The organism is Ralstonia mojiangensis (genome assembly GCF_023955645.1).
GTDB lineage: Bacteria > Pseudomonadota > Gammaproteobacteria > Burkholderiales > Burkholderiaceae > Ralstonia > Ralstonia mojiangensis.
Genome location: NZ_JAMXHU010000003.1, coordinates 208,194 through 227,991, shown reverse-complemented (window position 1 = coordinate 227,991; position 19,798 = coordinate 208,194). Strand labels below are relative to the sequence as shown.

Here is a 19,798-nt window from a genome sequence, read left to right as displayed (position 1 = left end):
TTGTTGTGATGTGTGTCGTCTCCAACCGGCAGGTATACGCCCAACACCCGCGCTGCGAAAGGGGGCAGGCTAGAGCCATTCCTCGCTTCAATACGCTGTCGTGTACAGTGCGAGCCGTTATTCCCACAACAACATCCGAGACATGCAATCCACCGTTTCCATCGCGCCGCAGGCTGAAGTCCAACCCAACGTGATCGCCGAAGTACGCGGCGGCATCGGCTGGCTGACGCTGAACCGGCCACAGGCGCTTAACGCGCTGTCGCTGGAAATGATCCGCGCGATGTCGCATGCGCTGCTGGCCTGGCAGCACGATCCGGCAGTCCACGCTGTCATCCTGCGTGGCGAGGGTGGCAAGGCCCTGTGTGCGGGCGGCGACATCCGTTTCTTCCACCGCGCCGCCACGGCCGGCGACCCGCAACTCATCACCTTCTTCACCGAGGAATATCGCCTCAATCACCTCATCTTCAGCTATGCCAAGCCCTACATCGCGCTGATGGACGGTGTGGTGATGGGCGGCGGCATGGGCATCTCGCAAGGCGCATCGCTGCGCGTGGTGACCGAGCGAACGAAGATGGCCATGCCCGAAACCAACATCGGTCTGTTCCCGGATGTTGGTGGCGGCTGGTTCCTGGCGCGCGTGCCCGGCCATGTGGGCGAATACCTGGGGGTGACCGGGCAGATGATCGAAGCGGCGGACGCGTTGTCGGTTGGCCTTGCCGATTGCCACGTCACCACCGAGGCGCTGGCGGCCATCGTCCAACGCCTGCGCGACGGCAACTGGAGCAGCGCCGAGCAGATCGCAGCCTGCTTTACCGAAGCCGCATCGGCGCCCGATGATGCCAAGGCGATCATCGCGCCTCACCGCGAGGCCATCGATGCCTGCTTCAGTCAGAGCAGCGTGCAAGGCATCTTCGCGGATCTGGCCGGCAACACGGATACCGAATGGGCCGCCCAGACCGCCGCGCACATGGCCAAGCGCTCGCCGTTGATGATGGCGGTGACGCTGGAGCTGATCCGCCGCGGCCGCCACACCACGCTGGCCGATGAACTGCGCCGCGAACTCGACATGATGACCCACGTGTTTGCCGAAGGCGACGGTATCGAAGGCATTCGCGCACTCGCGGTCGACAAGGATCATGCGCCCAAGTGGAAGCACGCCCGCATCGACGCCGTGCGTGACGACGAAGTGGCCGCCTTCTTTGTTTCGCCGTGGCGCCGTGAGCAGCATCCGCTGCTGGGGCTGTCGGACTAGAACCGGTAAACTGCGCGCCTGGATTTTGAATCGTTGATCTTGCTGTGACCGCTGAACGCCCCACGCCGAACCCTCGCCGCTTGTCGGTGGCCCCGATGATGGATTGGACTGACCGACATTGCCGGTTCTTCCATCGCCAGATCTCGCGCCACACGTGGCTCTACACGGAAATGGTGACCACCGGCGCGCTGCTGCACGGCGACGTCCCGCGTCACCTCGATTTCGACGAGGTCGAGCATCCCGTGGCACTGCAGCTCGGCGGCAGCGAACCCGATGATCTCGCCCAGGCCGCGCGCCTCGGCCAGCAATGGGGCTACAAGGAAATCAACCTCAACTGCGGCTGCCCGTCTGAGCGCGTGCAGCGAGGCGCGTTCGGCGCATGCTTGATGGCCGAACCGAAGCTCGTCGCCCAGGGTGTCAAGGCGATGCGCGACGCGGTGTCGATTCCGGTCACGGTCAAGCACCGCATCGGCATCGACGCCATCGAGACCTACGATTTCGTGCGCGATTTCGTCGGCACCATCGCCGAGGCGGGTTGCGAGACCTTCATCGTCCATGCGCGCAACGCCATTCTGAAAGGCCTGAGCCCCAAGGAAAATCGCGAGATTCCGCCCCTGCGGTATGAAGTCGTCTACCAGCTCAAGCGTGATTTTCCGCATCTGGAAATCCTGCTCAACGGCGGGGTGCAGACGCTCGAGCAGATCGACACGCACCTTGCACACATTGATGGCGTCATGATCGGCCGCGAGGCGTATCATCATCCGCATCTGATGGCGGTGTTCGATGCGCGGTACTACGGCGCAGGCACTGAAGCCCCCACGCGTGCCGAGGTGGAAGACGCGATGATCGGCTACGTCGGCCGCTGGGTGGAGCGCGGCGGCTACGCTGGGGCGGCGGTGCGCCACATGCTGGGGCTGTATCGTGGCGTGGCGGGCGCGCGGGGCTGGCGGCGCGTGCTGTCGGATTCCAAGGCGCTGGGTCGCGTCAAGACGCTGGCCGACGCCCACGCGCTCTTCGACGAGGCGCGGGCGCACCTGCGGCGCGGCGCAGAATCGAACGATGAGGCGGTAGCGGTTTGATGCCCGAACGGTCGGGACACCCCGGCCGCTGAATGCAAAAAAGCCCGCGAATGCGGGCTTTTTCTTGAATCTTGGGGTGACTGATGGGATTCGAACCCACGACAACCAGAATCACAATCTGGGACTCTACCAACTGAGCTACAGCCACCATTGTTCCTTGAGTAGCGCGTCGCCGTTCAAGGAAACAGCGATTATACAAACATTCTTTCGACTTGCCTAGAGGGTTTCGCAAGGGAGTTCAACGAGCTTCCGCCACGACCGTTCCCTGGTGGTACACAATCTTCCAGCCATCCGCCGTTCGCCGCCACAACGTCGCCCGGCGCGTCGTCCGGTTCGATTGCACCAGCGTGTACGTCAGCAGGTAGTTGTCGGGCGCAATTTCCTGGCAGCGGAAATCGCGCGTTTGCCAGAAGTCCTCGCCGATATGGCCGTGCCGTGCATCGAGAACGCCGAGCACATAGCTGCGGCTATAGCGCTGACCCGAGGCGCCTGTTTCCCAGAAATCTTCCGTGGTCATGCGCTCAAAATCTTCGCGGCGCGTGCCTAATTCTGGGCGATGGAAGATGGGCTCGCGCCGGCGCAGCTCTTCCAGCACGTTCAGCAGACCAGGGGCGGTATCCAGAGACGGTTCCATGCGGCAGGCCTCCTTGGAAAGCTCCCAGCATACCGCGCAGTGGGCGTGTCTTAGCGTTTTTCGCGCTGCACAATGCGTGGCTCGCGCTTCGCCCCTATGATGGCGCCTTCGCCTTTCCCGGAATCCACTTCGATGCAACGCACTGCCCGTATTGGCCTGTCTTCGCTGACGATCGCACTGTCGCTGGCTTGCGGCACCGGCGCCTTTGCCGCCACGCTTCAGAAACCGCAACTCGATGCGCTGCTCGCCGCCGAACAATCCAAGGCATCTGCTGACCTGAACAGCTTTCTAGCGGCAGCCGCCAAGGCTGATCCCCAGGTCGCAGGCAGCGTCGCCGCGTACCAGAAAAAGGCCGCGCTCACTGGCGATGACTTGGTCAACATCGGGCGTCTGCTCGGTCTGTACAACCGCCTGCACAACCAGCAGGCCGTGATCGCCTCGATCGAAAAGATGGTCGCGCTGCCCACGGTGCGCGACGACAAAATTCCGCAGTACGAAAACCCTGCCATCGTCGCGTTTGGGAAGCTGGTCGAAGGCATGGCACACGACTTCGGCCTGAAATACCGCAACGTCGACAACCGCGTATTTGAAGTCACGCTGCCCGGCACCGGTTCGGACGAATTCGGCATCCTGACTCACGCTGATGTCGTACCCGCAAAGCCCGAGGAATGGGTGCTCGGCGACGGCACGAAGCTCGATCCGTTCAAGGTCACGCGCGTCGGCAATTTGCTGTACGGCCGCGGCACGATTGACGACAAGGGCTCGATTGCCGCCGCCATGTACGCCATGAAAACGGTCAAGGACAGCGGCGTGCCGCTCGCGCGCACGATCCGCCTGATGATCGAAACCACCGAAGAAACCGGGGGCGATGGCATGAAGTACTACCGCGAGCACACGCAATTGCCCGCGTACAACATCGTGCTCGACAGCAAATACCCGGCCGTGGTTGCCGAGAAAGGCACCGGCGCGCTGAAGGTGTTCTTCCCTGCGCAGGCCGGCGATGCCTCGCATACTGCCATCGTTTCGATGACAGGCGCGGCGTCGGCCAGCTCCGTCCCGCAGACGGGCACCGCCACGCTCAAGGGAGGAGATCTGGGCGTGGCCGCCGCCGCGCTCGAAGCCAAGCGCGATGCGTTCGTGAATGGCTTGGCCGCACAGGGCAAGTTTGCAATCGACATCACGCGCACCGCAGACAGCATCGTCGTGAAGGTGACCGGCACGTCGGCGCACGGCTCGCGCCCGGAGGAGGGCGTCAACCCGCTGCCGCGTCTGGCGCTGTTCCTGCGGGCAGCTGATCTCGGCCTCGCAGACAACGCTTACGCCCACGCCGTGCGCTATCTGACCGACCTTTATGGCACCGACTATCTCGGCAACACCATGGGGCTTGCCTACAAGGACGACTTCATGGGGCCCCTCACCATCTCGCCTACGGTGATCGGTGACAAGAACGGCCGCGTGGAGGTGACCGCCAACGTGCGCATGCCGCGCGGCAAAACGCCCGACGCGCTGCGCGGTGAGATCGCCGGCAAGATCAACGCGTGGGCCAACGCCAACCACGTCGCCCTTGAGATCAACCACGACCAGGGCAACTGGATGGCGCGTGATCCTAAGGGGGCATGGTTGTCGACGCTGCTCAACATTTACGGCGACACGACGGGCCTTGACGCCAAGCCCGTCCCCACGGCCGGCAGCACGACTGCCAAGCTGATGCCGAATGCCATTAACTTCGGCCCCGCGATGCCCGGCAAGAAGTACACCGCGCACAACGCCAACGAGTACAAGGAAGTGCCGGACCTCGACCTCGATATGCAGATGTTCACCGAGATGCTGGTGCGTATCGGCAATCTGCAGTCGATGCAGTAAACGAGGCACGATCGCCATGAAGATCATTCGCGCCAAGTCGTTCACTGCCGAGCGTGCCTGGGGTGCACTCGACATTGCCAATATAAGCGGCATTACCACGCGCCTGCATTGGACGGACCAGCCTTATCGCTGGCATGTGAACGATGGCGAAGAGGTGTTCGTGGTGCTCGATGGCACGGTCGACATGCATTACCGCGAAGCCGGCGAAGAGAAGGTCGTGACGCTGGAGCACGGCGACATCTTCTTCGCCGGCGTCGGCTGCGAGCATGTGGCGCACCCGCGCGGCGAGGCAAGAATTCTCGTCATCGAGAAAGCCGGGAGCGTTTAGCGGCTCGCCGGCCGGTTGCAGCGAAAAAAAAAGCCCGCAACTGCGGGCTTTGAATTCAGCGATCTCATTGCCCCTGAGGGCACTGGCAATACTACTGTCACGTACGCCAAACAACATCCGGGTAAACGTCCGTTTTGCTGACGGAAAATCGTTGAATGTGCCGCTGCAGCAACTTGCGAACAGAAAAAACAGCCCGCTCAAACGGCGGGCCGAAAATCAGTTGAAGAAAGCCCTGTCCTCAGGGCACGGCAAGTGTATGAAATCAGTTGCGGCGACAGCATTGGGGTATGCCCTGATCGGCCGCGGCGGCGCCCTTCAAAGCCCTTCATCGTCTTACTTTCCCTCAGCAGCTTTCGGCGCCAGCAGTACGTGAAGCTGCCGGAATCGCATCGAGCATGCGGCAGATGGCGGCCATGCTGCCAACCATCGTACGGCGCTGCTCCCCCTGATAGATGCGCACGCCCTGGGTTTGGCGGAAAGGTACCGGCTGTACCGGGCGGCGGCGGGAAGACATCGATCCGAGTCGCATGGCAGACCTCGTGAGTTCGGGTGGAAAAGCGAGTGGCAAGACTCCGCCCTGGCGAGTCGATGGCTCACCTCCAGGTTGGATCAAACAGCGAAGTTTTGGCGCTGAGATGCGCCGGAGACTTACGGAGCAGCAGGCCGGATCAGACCGACGGCCAAGCCCTCCAGGTGAAACTCATCACGATCCAGATCAACGTGGATCGGTTCGAAATCCGGGTTCTCGGCTATCAGCTCGACATGGCGGCCCTTGCGCTGGAAGCGCTTGACCGTGACGTCGTCGCCCAGTCGAGCCACCACGATCTTGCCGTTGGTGGCTTCGGTGGCGCGCTGCACGGCCAGGAGATCGCCATCCAGAATGCCGGCGTCGCGCATGCTCATGCCACGCACCTTCAGCAGAAAATCGGGCTGCGCAGAGAACAGCGAGGGGTCGACCTGATACTGGCGATCAATGTGCTCTGCTGCCAGGATTGGACTACCGGCAGCCACGCGGCCCACCAGCGGCAGCGTCAATTGCATCAGCCCCATCGACGGCAGCGAGAACTGATGCTGTACCGCGTCGCCGGCAGCACGCAGTCGAATGCCGCGCGAGGCGCCCGGCGTCAGTTCGATCACACCCTTGCGTGCCAGCGCGCGCAGGTGTTCCTCGGCCGCATTGGGCGATGAGAAACCGAACTCTGCGGCAATCTCGGCGCGTGTGGGCGGAAAGCCCGTGCGCTGGATCGTCTGGCGGATCAGGTCGTAAATCTGCTGTTGGCGAGGGGTGAGGGCGGCCATTGGTGTACTGTATATTTGAACAGGTGCTGTGATTTTATACAGTGATGCGGGAAGCGCAAGTGATTTTGTTGTGACGTGTTGCGCGAGCGCCCGCTCCTTATGACCGGCGTCAAAACCCATGCGAGTGGTTAGAAGCTTATGCGTAATCCATGCAGGCGCGGCTGCGGGGAATCGCATAAAATCAAGGCCTTGACCGATTTTTTGCATCGCCACATAGCCCGATTGAGCCTCGTTGGGCTGGCCCGAACGTCACCATGTCCGCCTTCAATCAAGAGACCGTTCTGAGCGTCCATCACTGGAACGACTCGCTGTTCAGCTTCAAGACCACGCGCGATCAGGCGCTGCGCTTCCATAACGGCCACTTCGTCATGATCGGGCTGGAGGTCGAAGGCAAGCCCTTGATGCGCGCCTACAGCATTGCCAGCCCGAACTATGAAGAGCACCTCGAGTTCTTCAGCATCAAGGTGCAGAACGGTCCGCTGACCTCGCGCCTGCAGCATCTGAAGGTGGGCGACAAGCTGCTGGTGAGCAAGAAGCCGGTCGGCACGCTCGTGCTGGATGATCTGCTGCCCGGCAAGAACCTGTATCTGTTCGGCACCGGCACCGGCCTCGCGCCGTTCATGAGCATCATCCAGGATCCGGATACCTACGAGCGTTTCGAGAAGGTCGTGCTGCTGCACGGTGTGCGCCAAGTGAGCGAACTGGCCTATGCCGACTTCATCACCCGGGAATTGCCAAATAACGAGTTCTTCGGCGATCAAGTGCGCGAGAAGCTGATCTACTACCCGACCGTCACGCGCGAGCCGTTCCGCAACATGGGCCGCCTGACCGACCTCGTCGACAACGGCAAGCTTTCTGCCGACATCGGCCTGCCCCCGATGGACCCGGCTGTCGATCGCGCCATGATCTGCGGCAGCCCGGCCATGCTGGAAGACACCTGCAAGCTGCTCGATGCCCGTGGTTTCAAGATTTCGCCTCGCATGGGCGAAGCCGGTGACTACGTGATCGAACGCGCCTTCGTCGAGAAATAATCGACACTGCTTCCGTTCAAAACGCCGGCCTGTGTGCCGGCGTTTTGTTTTCTGGGCGCACAGGGCAATCCCGCGTCGGCAAAGGCGGGGCGGGCGGATACAATGCGCGCCTTGCCCACAACGCATGTCTGCAACGATGTCCTTGCCTACCATCGCCATCCTCGCCACCGGCGGCACAATCGCTGGCTCTGCTGACGACGCTGGCTCCGCCGCGCGCTATCGCGCTGGCGCCGTCCCCATCGATCAACTGCTCGCGGCCAGCAAACTTGGTTTGGAGCGCATCGCCAACGTGCGCGCCGAGCAGGTCGCCCAGATCGACAGCAAGGACCTGACGTTCGACGTATGGGAAAGGCTGGTCGCGCGTATCCGTCACTGGGTCGAGGTCGAGCGCGTGGATGGCGTGGTCATCACGCACGGTACCGACACGCTTGAAGAAACCGCGATGTTGCTGCACCTGACGCAGCAGACCGATACGCCGATCGTCCTGACGGCGGCGATGCGGCCGTCAACGTCGCTGTCGGCGGATGGGCCTCTGAATCTGCTGAACGCGGTGCGATTGGCCGCCAGTCCGTCTGCGCGCGGGCGTGGCGTGCTTGTGGCGATCAACCAGCGCGTGCATGCCGCCCGCGATGTGCAAAAGGCGCACACTTACGCGGTCGAGGCCTTTGTTTCGCCGGATGTGGGGCCGCTGGGTTTCGTGCTCGACGCCCAAGTGCAGTTTCAGCGTGCTGCGCAGCCCGTGACTGCAGCGGAAGTTCTGCCGATGCCACCAACGAGCCAGTGGCCATGGGTGGAAGTGATAGCGAGCTATGCGCAACCCGATGCGCGTGTCGTTGATGCGTTAGTTGCGGCGGGCGTGCAGGGGCTGGTAATTGCCGCAACGGGCGCGGGCTCCATCCATGCGAATCTCGAGGCGGCGTTGAACCGGGCGAGTCAGCAGGGCGTTTTCGTGCTGCGCTCCACGCGTACCGGGGCTGGCTTGGTGCCCGCGCAACCTAGTGGAGAGCGTTGGGCCTCGAGCGGGTCGCTGAACCCATATAAAGCGCGTGTGCTCTTGACGTTGCTTCTGGCCTCGGGGCGCGCCCAGGCAGAAGTTGCCTCTCTGCAGCAAGTCATTGATCGATATTGAAAAAATCTCCAAGGCCTGCGTATAATGGCAGGCTAACCAACCTTGCTGCACCGGAGTGTGACGCCCGGGCGGCTTAATCCACAAGGAGCGTCAATGCGTCATTACGAAATCGTATTCATCGTCCATCCGGACCAGAGCGAGCAAGTGCCCGCGATGATCGAGCGCTACAAGAGCACGGTCACCACGCAAGGCGGCCAAGTGCACCGCGTCGAGGACTGGGGCCGTCGTCAACTGGCCTACATGATCCAGAAGCTCGCAAAGGCTCACTACGTGTGCCTGAACATCGAGTGCGGCAAGGAGACCCTGGCTGAGCTCGAGCACGCGTTCAAGTTCAACGACGCCGTGCTGCGTCACCTCATCGTTCAGACCAAAAAGGCTGAAACGGCGCCGTCGCCGATGATGAAGGAAGTCGCACGCGAAGAGGCCAAGAAGGCCGCCGCTCAGACCGAACAGGCCGCCTGATGCCGCGCGGTGCTGCGCAAGCCTGACCGCGCATCACCAGCATGAACGAAACCCACGGGGATAACGCTATCAATCGCCTGCAGCTCGTCGCCACTCTGGTCGAGCGCGAGGTGATGCGATACACCCCAGCCGGCGTACCGATCGTCAATTGTCTTCTGGCATACAGCGGGCAGGCGGTCGAAGCGCAAACAGTGCGGCAAATCGAGTTTTCGATGGAAGCGCTGGCAGCCGGCAAGATGGCTTCCGTTCTGGATCGCATCGCTCCGGGCACTGTCCTGGATTGCGTAGGATTCCTGGCTCGCAAGCACCGCAGCAGTAAGGCACTGGTCTTTCACATCTCCGGATGTAACGTATTCGTAAAGGATTGAATCATGGCATTCATGAACAAGAAGCAGCGCGACGCGAAGAACAAGAAGCGCTTCCAGCAGCAAAACCCGTTGTTCAAGCGCAAGAAGTTCTGCCGCTTCACGGTGGCCGGCGTTGAGCAGATCGACTACAAGGATCTGGACACGCTCAAGGACTTCATCGGCGAGAACGGCAAGATCACCCCGGCCCGCCTGACCGGCACGCGCGCGATCTATCAGCGCCAGCTGGATACGGCCATCAAGCGCGCACGTTTCCTCGCGCTGATGCCGTACACCGATCAGCACAAGCACTAATCAGCGGGATAAGGAGAACTCACAATGCAAATTATTCTGCTCGAGAAGGTCGTCAACCTGGGTAACCTGGGCGACGTGGTGCGCGTGAAGGACGGTTACGCTCGTAACTTCCTGATCCCGAACAAGCAAGCCCGCCGTGCTACGGATTCCGCTATCAAGGAATTCGAAGCCCGCCGCGCTGAGCTGGAAAAGCTGGCCGCTGAAAAGCTGGCTGCCGCGCAAGCCGAAGGCGAGAAGCTGAACGGCCTGACGCTGCAACTGTCGCAAAAGGCTGGTGTGGATGGCCGTCTGTTCGGCTCCGTCACGAACCACGACATCGCTGACGCACTGGTTGCGCAAGGCTTCAAGGTTGAGAAGGCGCAAGTGCGTCTGCCGAACGGTCCGCTGAAGACCGTGGGCGACCACCCGGTCGTCGTCTCGCTGCACACCGACGTGGCAGTTGACGTGAACGTGTCGGTGCTGGGCGACGCCGCCTAAGCACGCGCGCAGCACCTCGCGGCGCCCGGGTCACCGATCGACGCGAGTCAAGAAGGCAGGGACGAAAGTCTCTGCCTTTTTTGTTGTCCTTTGTATCAGGGGTCCAGATTGAAGACCGAGCAGCGCCGCTATAATCCCGCCATGAACGCGCCCTCCGATCCCCAGCTCGATTCCCTCAAGGTGCCCCCGCATTCCATCGAGGCCGAACAGTCGGTGCTTGGCGGGTTGTTGCTGGATAACGCCGCTTGGGATCGCATTGCCGATTTCATCAATGAGCACGATTTCTACCGCTACGACCACCGGCTGATCTTCCACAACATCGGCAAGCTGATCTCGCAGGCCAAGCCGGCTGACGTGATCACGGTGTACGAGCAGTTGCAGGCCGCTGGCAAAGCGGAAGAGGTGGGCGGCCTGGCCTACCTGAATGCGCTAGCGCAGAACACGCCGAGTGCTGCCAACATCCGTCGCTATGCGGAAATCGTCCGTGACCGCGGCGTGCTGCGCCAACTTGTGACGATTGCCGACGAGATTTCGGCCGGAGCCTTCAACCCGCAGGGGCGCGACGTGCGCCAGTTGCTGGACGAGGCCGAATCCAAGGTGTTCGCGATTGCCGAAGAAGGTTCGCGTGGGCAGAAGGGCTTCCTGGAAATCCAGCCGCTGCTGACGCAAGTGGTCGAGCGTATCGACGAGCTATACCACCGCGATAATCAGAGCGACATTACCGGCGTACCGACCGGCTTCGTTGACCTCGACCGCATGACCAGCGGTATGCAAGGCGGCGATCTGATCATCGTGGCCGGTCGCCCATCGATGGGTAAGACGGCGTTCTCGCTGAACATTGGCGAACACGTTGCGGTGGAGCAAGGCCTGCCGGTGGCCGTGTTCTCGATGGAAATGGCGGGCACGCAGCTCGCCATGCGTATGCTGGGTTCGGTCGGGCGATTGGATCAGCACCGCCTGCGTACCGGTCGTCTGCTCGACGAGGACTGGCCGCGCCTGACGCATGCCATTCAGAAGATGAACGACGCGCAACTGTTCATCGACGAAACGCCCGCGTTGAACCCGATGGAATTGCGTGCGCGCTCGCGGCGGCTTGCACGGCAGTGCGGGCAGCTCGGCCTGATCGTCATCGATTACCTGCAGCTGATGTCCGGCTCGGGTGGTGGCGAGAACCGTGCGACCGAAATTTCGGAAATCTCGCGTTCGCTGAAGGGTCTGGCGAAGGAACTCAACTGCCCGGTGATCGCGCTGTCGCAGTTGAACCGAAGCCTGGAACAGCGCCCGAACAAGCGCCCTGTGATGTCGGATTTGCGTGAATCCGGCGCTATCGAACAGGATGCCGACGTGATTTTGTTCATCTATCGGGACCAGGTCTACAACCCCGATTCTCCGGACAAAGGTACGGCAGAAATCATTATCGGTAAGCAGCGTAACGGCCCAATTGGTACCGTTCGTCTTACGTTCCTGGGTGAATACACGAAGTTCGATAACTTCACCGGGGGCAATGCGTTCTTTGACAACGATACGTAACCTGTAATTCGTGTCGGCCCGCCACAACGTGCCACGTATTTCGCGGGGCCGGTTCCGGTAAAATATTGCGTTTTAATGACAGCGCCGGCGGTGATCCCGTCCGGCGTTGTTTTTACGACTCCTGCTTTTTTCCGTTCCCAAGGATCATCATGTTCGGTCGCTTCATGCCCACCGAAGGCAAGTTTTTTGAGTACTTCAACCAGCACGCCGAGTGCGCCGTCAAGGCGGCCCATGCACTCAAGGAGCTGGTCAATGACTTACCCAATGCCGAAATGCATGCACGCAATGTGCAGAACTTTGAAAAGAAGGCCGATCGCATCACGCATGACACGATCGAGTTGCTGCACAAGACCTTCATCACCCCGCTCGACCGCGACGAGATCCACAAACTGATCACGACGATGGACGACATCCTCGACCTGATGGAAGACGTGTCGCTCACCATCTCGTTGTATGACGTGACCAACCTGACGGACGAATCGCGCCAGCTCGCCATGATCTGCGTGGCTTGCTGCGAGGAAGTCCGGAAGGCCGTGGCGCTGCTCAGTGACATGAACAACGGCCGTCAGATCCTCACCATCGCCCAGGAAATCGACCGTCTGGAGTCAGAGGCCGATCGCGTGATGCGTGCCGCCATGGCCAAGCTGTTCCGCACCGAGAACGACATCAAGCTGCTGATCAAGCTGAAGGCGATTTACGAGCAACTGGAGAGCGTCACAGACCGTTGCGAGGATGTTGCCAACATCATCGAAGGCATCGTGCTCGAAAACGCCTGACGAGACGACGCCCTCATGCATACGCTTCAGATCAGTCTCTGGGTGGTCGTTCTGCTGGTGGCGCTGGCCATCGTGTTCGACTTCATGAATGGCTTCCACGACGCGGCTAACTCCATTGCGACGGTGGTGTCGACCGGCGTGCTCAAGCCGCAGCAGGCGGTGGCGATGGCTGCAGCCTGCAACGTGATCGCCATTTTCATCTTCCACCTCAAGGTGGCAACCACGGTGGGGCGCGACACAATTGATCCGTCCATCGTTGATCATTACGTCATCTTTGGGGCGTTGGTCGGCGCCATCGCGTGGAACATCATCACGTGGTACTACGGCATTCCGTCCAGTTCGTCGCACGCGCTGATCGGTGGCTTGGTGGGCGCGGCTGTGGCCAAGTCGGGCACGGGCTCGCTGGTGGCCGGTGGCTTGCTCAAGACCGTGGCGTTCATCCTGATTTCGCCGTTGCTGGGTTTTATCCTCGGCTCGCTGCTGATGGTGGCGGTGTCTTGGCTATTTTTCCGAACGCCGCCGTCCAAGGTGGACCGATGGTTCCGGCGCTTGCAGTTGCTCTCGGCCTCGCTGTACAGCTTGGGCCATGGCGGCAACGATGCGCAGAAGACCATCGGCATCATCTGGATGCTGCTGATTGCGGGCGGCTACGCATCGGCCACTGCAACTGAACCGCCGATCTGGGTCATCGTGTGCTGCTATGTGGCGATCGGTCTGGGTACGCTGCTGGGCGGCTGGCGGATCGTGCGGACGATGGGTCAGAAGATCACCAAGCTCAAGCCGGTCGGCGGTTTCTGCGCTGAAACTGGTGGCGCCATGACGCTGTTCTTTGCGTCGGCATTGGGTGTGCCAGTGTCGACGACGCATACCATCACCGGCGCCATCGTCGGCGTGGGATCTGCGCAGAAGGCTTCCGCAGTGCGCTGGGGTGTGGCCGGCAACATCGTCTGGGCGTGGGTTTTGACGATTCCCGCATCCGCGTTCATGGCGGCGATTGCCTGGTGGATCGGCCGACACGTGCTGTAAGTTGACCGTAGGTCGACACCGAAAAAAACGAAACGCCCACCAAATCGGTGGGCGTTTTGCATTGGGTGAGCGCCGCGTTAGTTATTGCGTTGCGAAGCGCGCGATGGGGTCATCGTCCGCAGGAGCCGTCGCAGCGGCCGGCCCGCGCGTCGACATCAGGTTGTCGGTTTGAGCATCGCGTGCGCGGGCGAGGGTACCCAGGGGATCATCATCGATCGGACGGGCAGGGCTGGCGGGTGCCGGAGCCATCGGTGCGATGGTCGGTGCTGGTGCATCCGGCAGGTTGCTTACGGCCACGACGCGGCGCGCGCCCATGTAGCGGCTTGCCCAGTAAGACTTGGTCATGTCTTCCAGGCGCACGGTGCCACCCGTGGCTGGTGCATGGACAAACCGGTTCTGGCCAACATAGATGCCGACGTGCGAATTCGGCTGGCCGGTCGTATTGAAGAAGACGAGGTCGCCCGATGCGACGTCGCGGCGATCCAATAACGTCCCGCGGCGGCCCATTTCGGCCGCCGTGCGTGGCAGGTTTACAGAAGCAGCGCGCTGCACGACGTAGCGCACGAGCCCACTGCAATCGAAGCCGCTGTCGGGTGTATTGCCGCCGTAGCGGTAAGGGGTACCGACCAGCGCCATCGCCTCAATGGAGATTTCTTCCAGACCAGCGCTGGGGTCGTGGATCGGGGCGCCGCGTGTGCGCAGGCCCGCGTCGCGCGAGGCGGTGGAGCGGGTAGGCGTTGACGAGCAGGCGGACAGCAGGCAGACCAGCGCAAGCAGAGCGGTGCCTGCTACTCGGGTATTGCCAAAGGAAGAGCTGTACCGCGTCAGCATGCGCCATCAGGAGAGTCTGGATAGCGAGCATGCTATGCGCGCGGCGTCAGAAAGCCAAACTGCGTGTTGGCGAGGCGCAACGCCAAGCGGGGCGCGGGTCTGCGGATTTTGCCCCCGATGGCGTCGCGTTTTGCGGGCAGTTTTACCAGCGTAGCTGGACGCTGCGCGTGCTGCCGGTCTGCACCGTTGCGCGCTTGGTGGCGCCTTGGTACGTGGCGATGACGTTATAGCTGGCCGGCGGGGCCTTGATCAGGCAGCGCGGGCCATCGGCGCGAAAGCTTGCGACCTCCTTGCCGTGTCGCGTCAGCTGTACGTCGACGTCGGCGAGATACTCCCCGCGTGCGCCTTGCGTGAACAGCAGAGACAGGTTGTAGTTGCGCGCCTCGCTGTTCAGCGCCTGCTGCTCGTCCTGTGCAACGCCGCCGCAGACGTAGCTGATCTGGCCGGCGGTCTTTGGCGTGAGGTCGTCGGCGAGCGCAATGGAGGCGCCGGCGGACAGCATCATCGCCAGCGCGGCCGACGTCAGGGTCAAACGCGATCGGGTCTGCAGGTTTTGCTGCATGGGCATCATTGGCCTCCATCGGGAAAAAGAGAGGTGCCCGATATGCAGCAAAAAAAAGGCCACGCGATTGCGTGGCCTGATGGCACAACGATTTGCGGCAGACAAATTTGTTGCGGCGTGATCCTTAAAGCACGTCCGAGGCGTGATCCGCGAGTCGCGAGCGCTCGCCGCGCGCCAACGTGATATGCCCGCTGTGGCTCCATCCCTTGAAGCGATCCACTACATAAGTCAGGCCCGACGAACCTTCCGTCAGATACGGCGTGTCGATCTGCGCGATGTTCCCCAGGCAGACGATCTTGGTGCCGGGGCCTGCGCGCGTGACGAGCGTCTTCATCTGCTTGGGCGTCAGGTTTTGCGCCTCGTCGATGATCAGGAACTTGTTGACGAAGGTGCGGCCGCGCATGAAGTTCATGCTCTTGACCTTGATGCGCGAGCGGATCAGCTCCTGCGTGGCGGCACGGCCCCATTCGCCAGCGTTGTCGTCGGATTTTTGCAGGACTTCGAGGTTGTCGTCGAAGGCACCCATCCACGGCTGCATTTTTTCTTCTTCCGTGCCGGGCAGGAAGCCGATGTCTTCACCCACGGGCACCGTGGCGCGCGTGATGATGATCTCGTTGTAGAGCTTCTGATCCAGCACTTGCTCAAGGCCCGCCGCCAGTGCCAGCAGCGTCTTGCCCGTGCCGGCTTGGCCGAGCAGCGAAACGAAGTCGACTTCCGGATGCATCAGCAGGTTCAACGCGAAGTTCTGCTCGCGGTTGCGCGCGGTCACGCCCCAGACGTTGTTTTTCTGGTGCGTGTAGTCCTTGAGCGTTTGCAGCACGGCGGTTTTGCCGTTCAGCTCCTTCACCTGTGCATACAGCGGCAGGCTGCCGTCATTTGGCTCCAGGAAGACAAACTGGTTGACCAGGAACGACGGCACCAGCGGCCCGGACAAGCGGTAGAACGTCGTGCCCGTCTTGGGGTCCTGCCAGCTCTCGATGTTCTTGCCGTGCTTCTGCCAGAAGTCTGTCGGCAGCGCCATGATGCCGCTGTAGAGCAGATCGGTGTCTTCCAGCACGCGATCGTTGAAGTAGTCCTCAGCCGGCAGGCCGAGGGCGCGTGCCTTGATCCGCATGTTGATGTCTTTGGACACCAGCACGACTGATCGGTCCGGACGTTGCTGCTGCAACGCGGCCACCACACCAAGGATCTGGTTGTCCGCTTTGCCCTGCGGCAGGCCATCGGGCAGCTTGATGTCGTTCAGACGCGTCTGGAAGAACAGGCGTCCCTGCGCATCGCGGTTGCCGAGCTTGGCGAGAGGAAGGCCGTCGTCCATGACACCATCGGTGCCAGCCACGAGCTGGTCGAGCGTGCGGCTGACCGTGCGGGCATTGCGTGCAACTTCGCTCATGCCCTTCTTGTGGTTGTCCAGTTCTTCCAACGTCATCATCGGCAGATAGACGTCGTGCTCTTCAAAACGGAAGAGCGATGTCGGATCGTGCATCAGGACGTTGGTGTCAAGCACGAACAGCTTGGCGGGGCCTTCATCGCGGCGGTCGCGCCGGCGGGCGGCGGTTTCGGTCGATTTGCCGGTCGCGCTTACCTTGTCGACGGCCTTGGCGAGGATGCCGGCGTGTTCGCGTGAAGCCTCTTTCGCCATGGGGGACGCTTCGCCCGAGCGGGCGCGGGCCGTGCTGGCTGCATTGCGTTTGGGTTGCGCACGGCCGGTTTCTGACAGCGCCTCGCGCTCGAGCGCTGGCACCGGTTTTCGAGGTTCCTGACCCGCCTTCGGCTTTCCGGCTTTGCCGAAAGGCTTGAATTCAGCCGGGTCAAGCAATTGGGCTGGCTGGGTGGGCATGGTCGGCAGCGGCATGCTTCGATTACCTCTCTGGCTGGAACAACGACGAAACACCGTCCGCGCACATGGCGAGGCGGTGCTGGCGGAAAACGCGGGAAAACGGATGGGCACGTCGCAGCGTCTGATGTGCGGACGACGGCCACAAAAAAGCCGCCATGACCTGCGAGAGGTGGGGCGGCCTAGGTGAACGCCACGACAAGCTGCACGATTCGGACGTTCTGCCCGGCCTGCTTGCCGGGAAAAACGCAGAAGCGGTATCAGGCCAACTTGGCCGCCGGTACCGTCGTGGGCTATCGGAATGGCATCCGGGTTTCGTACTCATCGGTTCCGACTGTATCGGAAGCTTTTGTGATTTGCAATCGGTCACATGTGACGTGTGGTGCGGCGCAAACTGGATACGAAGGACGATGCGAAATTGACGAAAAAGGCAAACCCCCCAGAGTGCCTGGAGGGCGCTTTTCAGAGCTTGGCCCTACGTGCAGTTACAGCGCGCGCACCGCGGCCAGCACGTCATCCACATGGTTGGGCACTTTCACGCCCCGCCATTCCTTGCGCAACACGCCCTTGGTATCGATCAGGAATGTGCTGCGCTCGATGCCGCGCACGTCTTTGCCGTACATCTTCTTCATCTTGATGGTGTCAAAGACGTTGCAGACGGCTTCGTCTGCGTCGGAAATCAGCTCGAACGGCATCTCCAGTTTCGCCTTGAAGTTTTCGTGCGATTTCAGGCTGTCGCGCGAGATGCCGAACACCACGGCGCCGGCGGCCTCAAAGGCGTCGTATTGGTCGCGGAAGTTCATCGCCTCGGTGGTGCAGCCGGGCGTGTTGTCCTTCGGATAGAAATACAGCACGACGATCTTGCCGCGCTGCGATGCCGGCGAGAACGTGATGCCGCTGGTTGCCGGTGCGGAGAAATCGGGAAGAGGCTTGTCGAGCGTGACGGGCATGGTGTGTTCCGGAAAACCGCAGGGAGAGAGACGGGAGGCTCGTGGACGGGCAAAGCTGACGTGCCGTGCCCGCCGCCAAACCGGAGATCGGACGGATCAGGCCGGCTGAACGATCAGGCTGCCGCTGCGCCCCGCAACTTCGCCCCACGTGACGGGCTGCACGGGCAGGGTACTGCGGTCGAGCGTCGCGTAGTAATCGCCCATCGATCCTAGCAGATGGCCTTGCGCGCGCCAGCCTCGCAGCAACTCGCGGAAGATCGGGGCGAGTTTCTGCCCTTCAAGTTCTGCGTGCAAGGTGAATACCTGATCGCGGTCGGACTCGGTCATCTTCAGGATGTGCCGGGCGACGTTGTCGAGCGTGATGTCTTCCACGCCGATCAGTTCGTCCAGTGTGGGCAGCGTGGTGGGCAATTGCACGTGGTTCAGCGCTTTACCGTCAACGCTCGGGATATACGGATGCGTACCCCGGCCGTCGGAGGCGTACGCCATGCCCCAGTTGTCGATCTGGCGGAACGCGTGGTCGTTCATCTGCCAGCCGGCGGCGCCGTGCGTCACGGGTGGCTTGCCGAACACCTGGATGAAACGCGCGTGGGCGGCAGTCATCTGGCGCGCGGTCCAGCCGGCATCGCGTTGGCGGACATTGTCTTGCCAGAGCACGTGGTCCCACGTGTGGATGCCGGTTTCGAAACCTGCCTCGGCAATGGCTCGCATTTCGGTAGCGGCTTTGCGGCCGATGTCGGGGCCGGGCAGCAGCACGCCGTACATCAGCGTGCGAAAGCCGTAATGCTCGACAACCGACGTGCGGGAAACCTTTTTCAGGAAGCCGGGGCGGAAGGCCCGGCGCAGCGCCCAGCCGGTGTGATCCGGGCCGAGGCTGAAGAGGAAGGTCGCGCCTGCCTCGTGCTCGCGCAACATGCGCGCGAGGTTGGGCACGCCTTCGCGGGTGCCGCGCAGGGTGTCGACGTCGATCTTGAGGACGATGAGAGCCATGAACCTGCGCGGGGGGTGTTGCTTTTACTTGTTGCCGTTGCCGTCTTCGACCAGGCTGCGGGCTTCAGCCACGTGCGTGCGATACGCTTCGAAGATGTTCGCCAATGCGTCCTTCATCACGGTGGTCGGCTTCCAGCCGAGGTCTTCCATGGTGTTGGCGATCTTCGGCACGCGGTTCTGCACGTCCTGGTAGCCGGTGCCGTAGTAGGCGCCGGAGGTCGTTTCCACCAGTTGGACCTGCTTGGCGGTGTCCTTGTACTCGTCGATCTTGGCGGCTTGTTCCAACATCATGTTGGCCAGCTCGCGCACCGAGTAGTTGTTCGACGGGTTGCCGATGTTGTAGATCTTGCCCGAGGCCACGCCGTCCTTGTTGGCAATAATGCGCACCAGTGCGTCGATGCCGTCATCGATATACGTGAAGGCGCGCTTCTGGCTGCCGCCGTCGACGAGCTTGATGTTCTCGCCGCGCACGATGTGGCCGAGGAACTGCGTCACAACGCGCGACGAACCTTCCTTCGGGGTGTAGATCGAGTCCAGGCCCGGGCCGATCCAGTTGAACGGGCGGAACAGCGTGAAGTTCAGGCCTTCCATGCCGTAACCCCAGATCACGCGGTCCATCAACTGCTTCGAGCATGCGTAGATCCAGCGCGGCTTGTTGATCGGGCCGTAGATCAGCGGCGAGGCTTCCGGATCGAATTCCGAATCGCCGCACATGCCGTAGACCTCGGAGGTCGACGGGAAGACCAGGTGCTTGCCGTACTTGGCCGCCGAGCGAACGATCGGCAGGTTGGCTTCAAAGTCCAGCTCGAACACGCGCAGCGGGTCTTTGACGTAGGTCGACGGGGTGGCGATGGCCACCAGCGGCAGGATCACGTCGCACTTCTTCACGTGATACTCGACCCATTCCTTGTTGATGGTGATGTCACCCTCAAAGAAGTGCATGCGCGGGTGGTTGATCAGGTCGCCCAGACGCTCGGTCTGCATGTCCATGCCATAGACCTCCCAGTCGGTGGTCTCCAGGATGCGCTTGGACAGGTGGTGGCCGATGAAGCCGTTGACGCCGAGGATCAGTACTTTTTTCATGAA

Annotated in this window: 22 protein-coding genes and 1 tRNA gene; 13 read left to right on the top strand and 10 right to left on the bottom strand. The window is 61.8% G+C overall.

The genetic code is table 11. The annotated features are described in order from the left end of the window. The first annotated feature begins 142 nt into the window (after nt 1-142). Both NG898_RS13140 and dusA read left to right on the top strand, forming a co-directional pair. Complete coding sequence (locus tag NG898_RS13140; RefSeq protein WP_252692683.1) at nt 143-1,252, top strand: enoyl-CoA hydratase/isomerase family protein; 1,110 nt, start codon at nt 143-145, stop codon at nt 1,250-1,252. Between the two features lie 44 nt (nt 1,253-1,296). Beyond that, nucleotides 1,297-2,331 (top strand): tRNA dihydrouridine(20/20a) synthase DusA, encoded by a 1,035-nt coding sequence (gene dusA, locus NG898_RS13135; protein ID WP_260780719.1) that lies wholly within the window; start codon nt 1,297-1,299, stop codon nt 2,329-2,331. Between the two features lie 72 nt (nt 2,332-2,403). Here dusA and NG898_RS13130 read toward each other — a convergent pair. Together NG898_RS13130 and NG898_RS13125 are read right to left on the bottom strand one after the other, a co-directional pair. Then, a tRNA-His gene (locus tag NG898_RS13130) sits at nt 2,404-2,479 on the bottom strand. Between the two features lie 90 nt (nt 2,480-2,569). Then, nucleotides 2,570-2,965 (bottom strand): nuclear transport factor 2 family protein, encoded by a 396-nt coding sequence (locus NG898_RS13125; RefSeq protein ID WP_252692681.1) that lies wholly within the window; start codon nt 2,963-2,965, stop codon nt 2,570-2,572. Nucleotides 2,966-3,097: 132 nt separating this feature from the next. On the opposite strand from NG898_RS13125, the gene NG898_RS13120 reads away from it, so the two are divergent. Beyond that, a complete protein-coding gene (locus tag NG898_RS13120) occupies nt 3,098-4,828 on the top strand; it encodes a dipeptidase (protein ID WP_252692680.1) in 1,731 nt (576 codons plus the stop codon). A 16-nt stretch (nt 4,829-4,844) separates the two neighbouring features. Continuing rightward, on the top strand, nt 4,845-5,156 hold the full coding sequence (locus NG898_RS13115; protein ID WP_252692679.1) for a cupin domain-containing protein: 312 nt from the start codon (nt 4,845-4,847) through the stop codon (nt 5,154-5,156). A gap of 343 nt (nt 5,157-5,499) precedes the next feature. Here NG898_RS13115 and NG898_RS13110 read toward each other — a convergent pair whose 3' ends face one another. Next, nucleotides 5,500-5,685: a hypothetical protein gene (locus tag NG898_RS13110; RefSeq protein ID WP_004626476.1), complete on the bottom strand. Its 186-nt coding sequence runs from the start codon at nt 5,683-5,685 to the stop codon at nt 5,500-5,502. Between the two features lie 119 nt (nt 5,686-5,804). Next, complete coding sequence (lexA, locus tag NG898_RS13105; protein ID WP_252692678.1) at nt 5,805-6,455, bottom strand: transcriptional repressor LexA; 651 nt, start codon at nt 6,453-6,455, stop codon at nt 5,805-5,807. Nucleotides 6,456-6,709: 254 nt separating this feature from the next. On the opposite strand from lexA, the gene NG898_RS13100 reads away from it, so the two are divergent. From NG898_RS13100 to NG898_RS13060, 9 genes are all read left to right on the top strand, one after another. Beyond that, complete coding sequence (locus NG898_RS13100) at nt 6,710-7,486, top strand: ferredoxin--NADP reductase (protein ID WP_045204191.1); 777 nt, start codon at nt 6,710-6,712, stop codon at nt 7,484-7,486. A 136-nt stretch (nt 7,487-7,622) separates the two neighbouring features. Continuing rightward, entirely contained in the window at nt 7,623-8,615 is a 993-nt protein-coding gene (locus tag NG898_RS13095) for an asparaginase (RefSeq protein ID WP_252692677.1), read from the top strand. Between the two features lie 93 nt (nt 8,616-8,708). After that, complete coding sequence (rpsF, locus tag NG898_RS13090; RefSeq protein ID WP_027677553.1) at nt 8,709-9,077, top strand: 30S ribosomal protein S6; 369 nt, start codon at nt 8,709-8,711, stop codon at nt 9,075-9,077. 41 nt (nt 9,078-9,118) lie between these two features. Next, nucleotides 9,119-9,445, top strand: coding sequence for a primosomal replication protein N (priB, locus tag NG898_RS13085; protein ID WP_024975888.1), 327 nt, complete (start codon nt 9,119-9,121; stop codon nt 9,443-9,445). Nucleotides 9,446-9,457: 12 nt separating this feature from the next. Then, nucleotides 9,458-9,736, top strand: coding sequence for a 30S ribosomal protein S18 (rpsR, locus tag NG898_RS13080; RefSeq protein WP_037022304.1), 279 nt, complete (start codon nt 9,458-9,460; stop codon nt 9,734-9,736). Nucleotides 9,737-9,760: 24 nt separating this feature from the next. Further along, on the top strand, nt 9,761-10,213 hold the full coding sequence (gene rplI, locus NG898_RS13075; protein ID WP_252692676.1) for a 50S ribosomal protein L9: 453 nt from the start codon (nt 9,761-9,763) through the stop codon (nt 10,211-10,213). Nucleotides 10,214-10,354: 141 nt separating this feature from the next. Further along, nucleotides 10,355-11,743 carry a replicative DNA helicase gene (locus NG898_RS13070; RefSeq protein ID WP_027677550.1) on the top strand — a complete coding sequence of 463 codons (1,389 nt, stop codon included), beginning with the start codon at nt 10,355-10,357 and terminating at the stop codon, nt 11,741-11,743. Nucleotides 11,744-11,892: 149 nt separating this feature from the next. Continuing rightward, complete coding sequence (locus NG898_RS13065; protein ID WP_092971390.1) at nt 11,893-12,519, top strand: DUF47 domain-containing protein; 627 nt, start codon at nt 11,893-11,895, stop codon at nt 12,517-12,519. A gap of 15 nt (nt 12,520-12,534) precedes the next feature. Then, nucleotides 12,535-13,545, top strand: a complete 1,011-nt coding sequence (locus NG898_RS13060; RefSeq protein WP_252692675.1) for an inorganic phosphate transporter — start codon at nt 12,535-12,537, stop codon at nt 13,543-13,545. A gap of 81 nt (nt 13,546-13,626) precedes the next feature. Here the strand turns inward: NG898_RS13060 and NG898_RS13055 are convergent, their stop codons facing one another. The 6 genes from NG898_RS13055 to NG898_RS13030 form a co-directional block, all read right to left on the bottom strand. Further along, nucleotides 13,627-14,376: a C40 family peptidase gene (locus NG898_RS13055; protein WP_252692674.1), complete on the bottom strand. Its 750-nt coding sequence runs from the start codon at nt 14,374-14,376 to the stop codon at nt 13,627-13,629. A 142-nt stretch (nt 14,377-14,518) separates the two neighbouring features. Next, nucleotides 14,519-14,944 (bottom strand): hypothetical protein, encoded by a 426-nt coding sequence (locus NG898_RS13050; protein ID WP_092971870.1) that lies wholly within the window; start codon nt 14,942-14,944, stop codon nt 14,519-14,521. A 118-nt stretch (nt 14,945-15,062) separates the two neighbouring features. Continuing rightward, nucleotides 15,063-16,790, bottom strand: coding sequence for a PhoH family protein (locus NG898_RS13045; protein WP_252692673.1), 1,728 nt, complete (start codon nt 16,788-16,790; stop codon nt 15,063-15,065). 467 nt (nt 16,791-17,257) lie between these two features. After that, nucleotides 17,258-17,722, bottom strand: a complete 465-nt coding sequence (locus NG898_RS13040; RefSeq protein WP_252692672.1) for a peroxiredoxin — start codon at nt 17,720-17,722, stop codon at nt 17,258-17,260. 96 nt (nt 17,723-17,818) lie between these two features. Beyond that, nucleotides 17,819-18,712 carry a 4-deoxy-4-formamido-L-arabinose-phosphoundecaprenol deformylase gene (locus tag NG898_RS13035; protein WP_252692671.1) on the bottom strand — a complete coding sequence of 298 codons (894 nt, stop codon included), beginning with the start codon at nt 18,710-18,712 and terminating at the stop codon, nt 17,819-17,821. A 24-nt stretch (nt 18,713-18,736) separates the two neighbouring features. Beyond that, nucleotides 18,737-19,795: a bifunctional UDP-4-keto-pentose/UDP-xylose synthase gene (locus NG898_RS13030; RefSeq protein ID WP_092971384.1), complete on the bottom strand. Its 1,059-nt coding sequence runs from the start codon at nt 19,793-19,795 to the stop codon at nt 18,737-18,739. Nucleotides 19,796-19,798 lie beyond the last annotated feature (3 nt).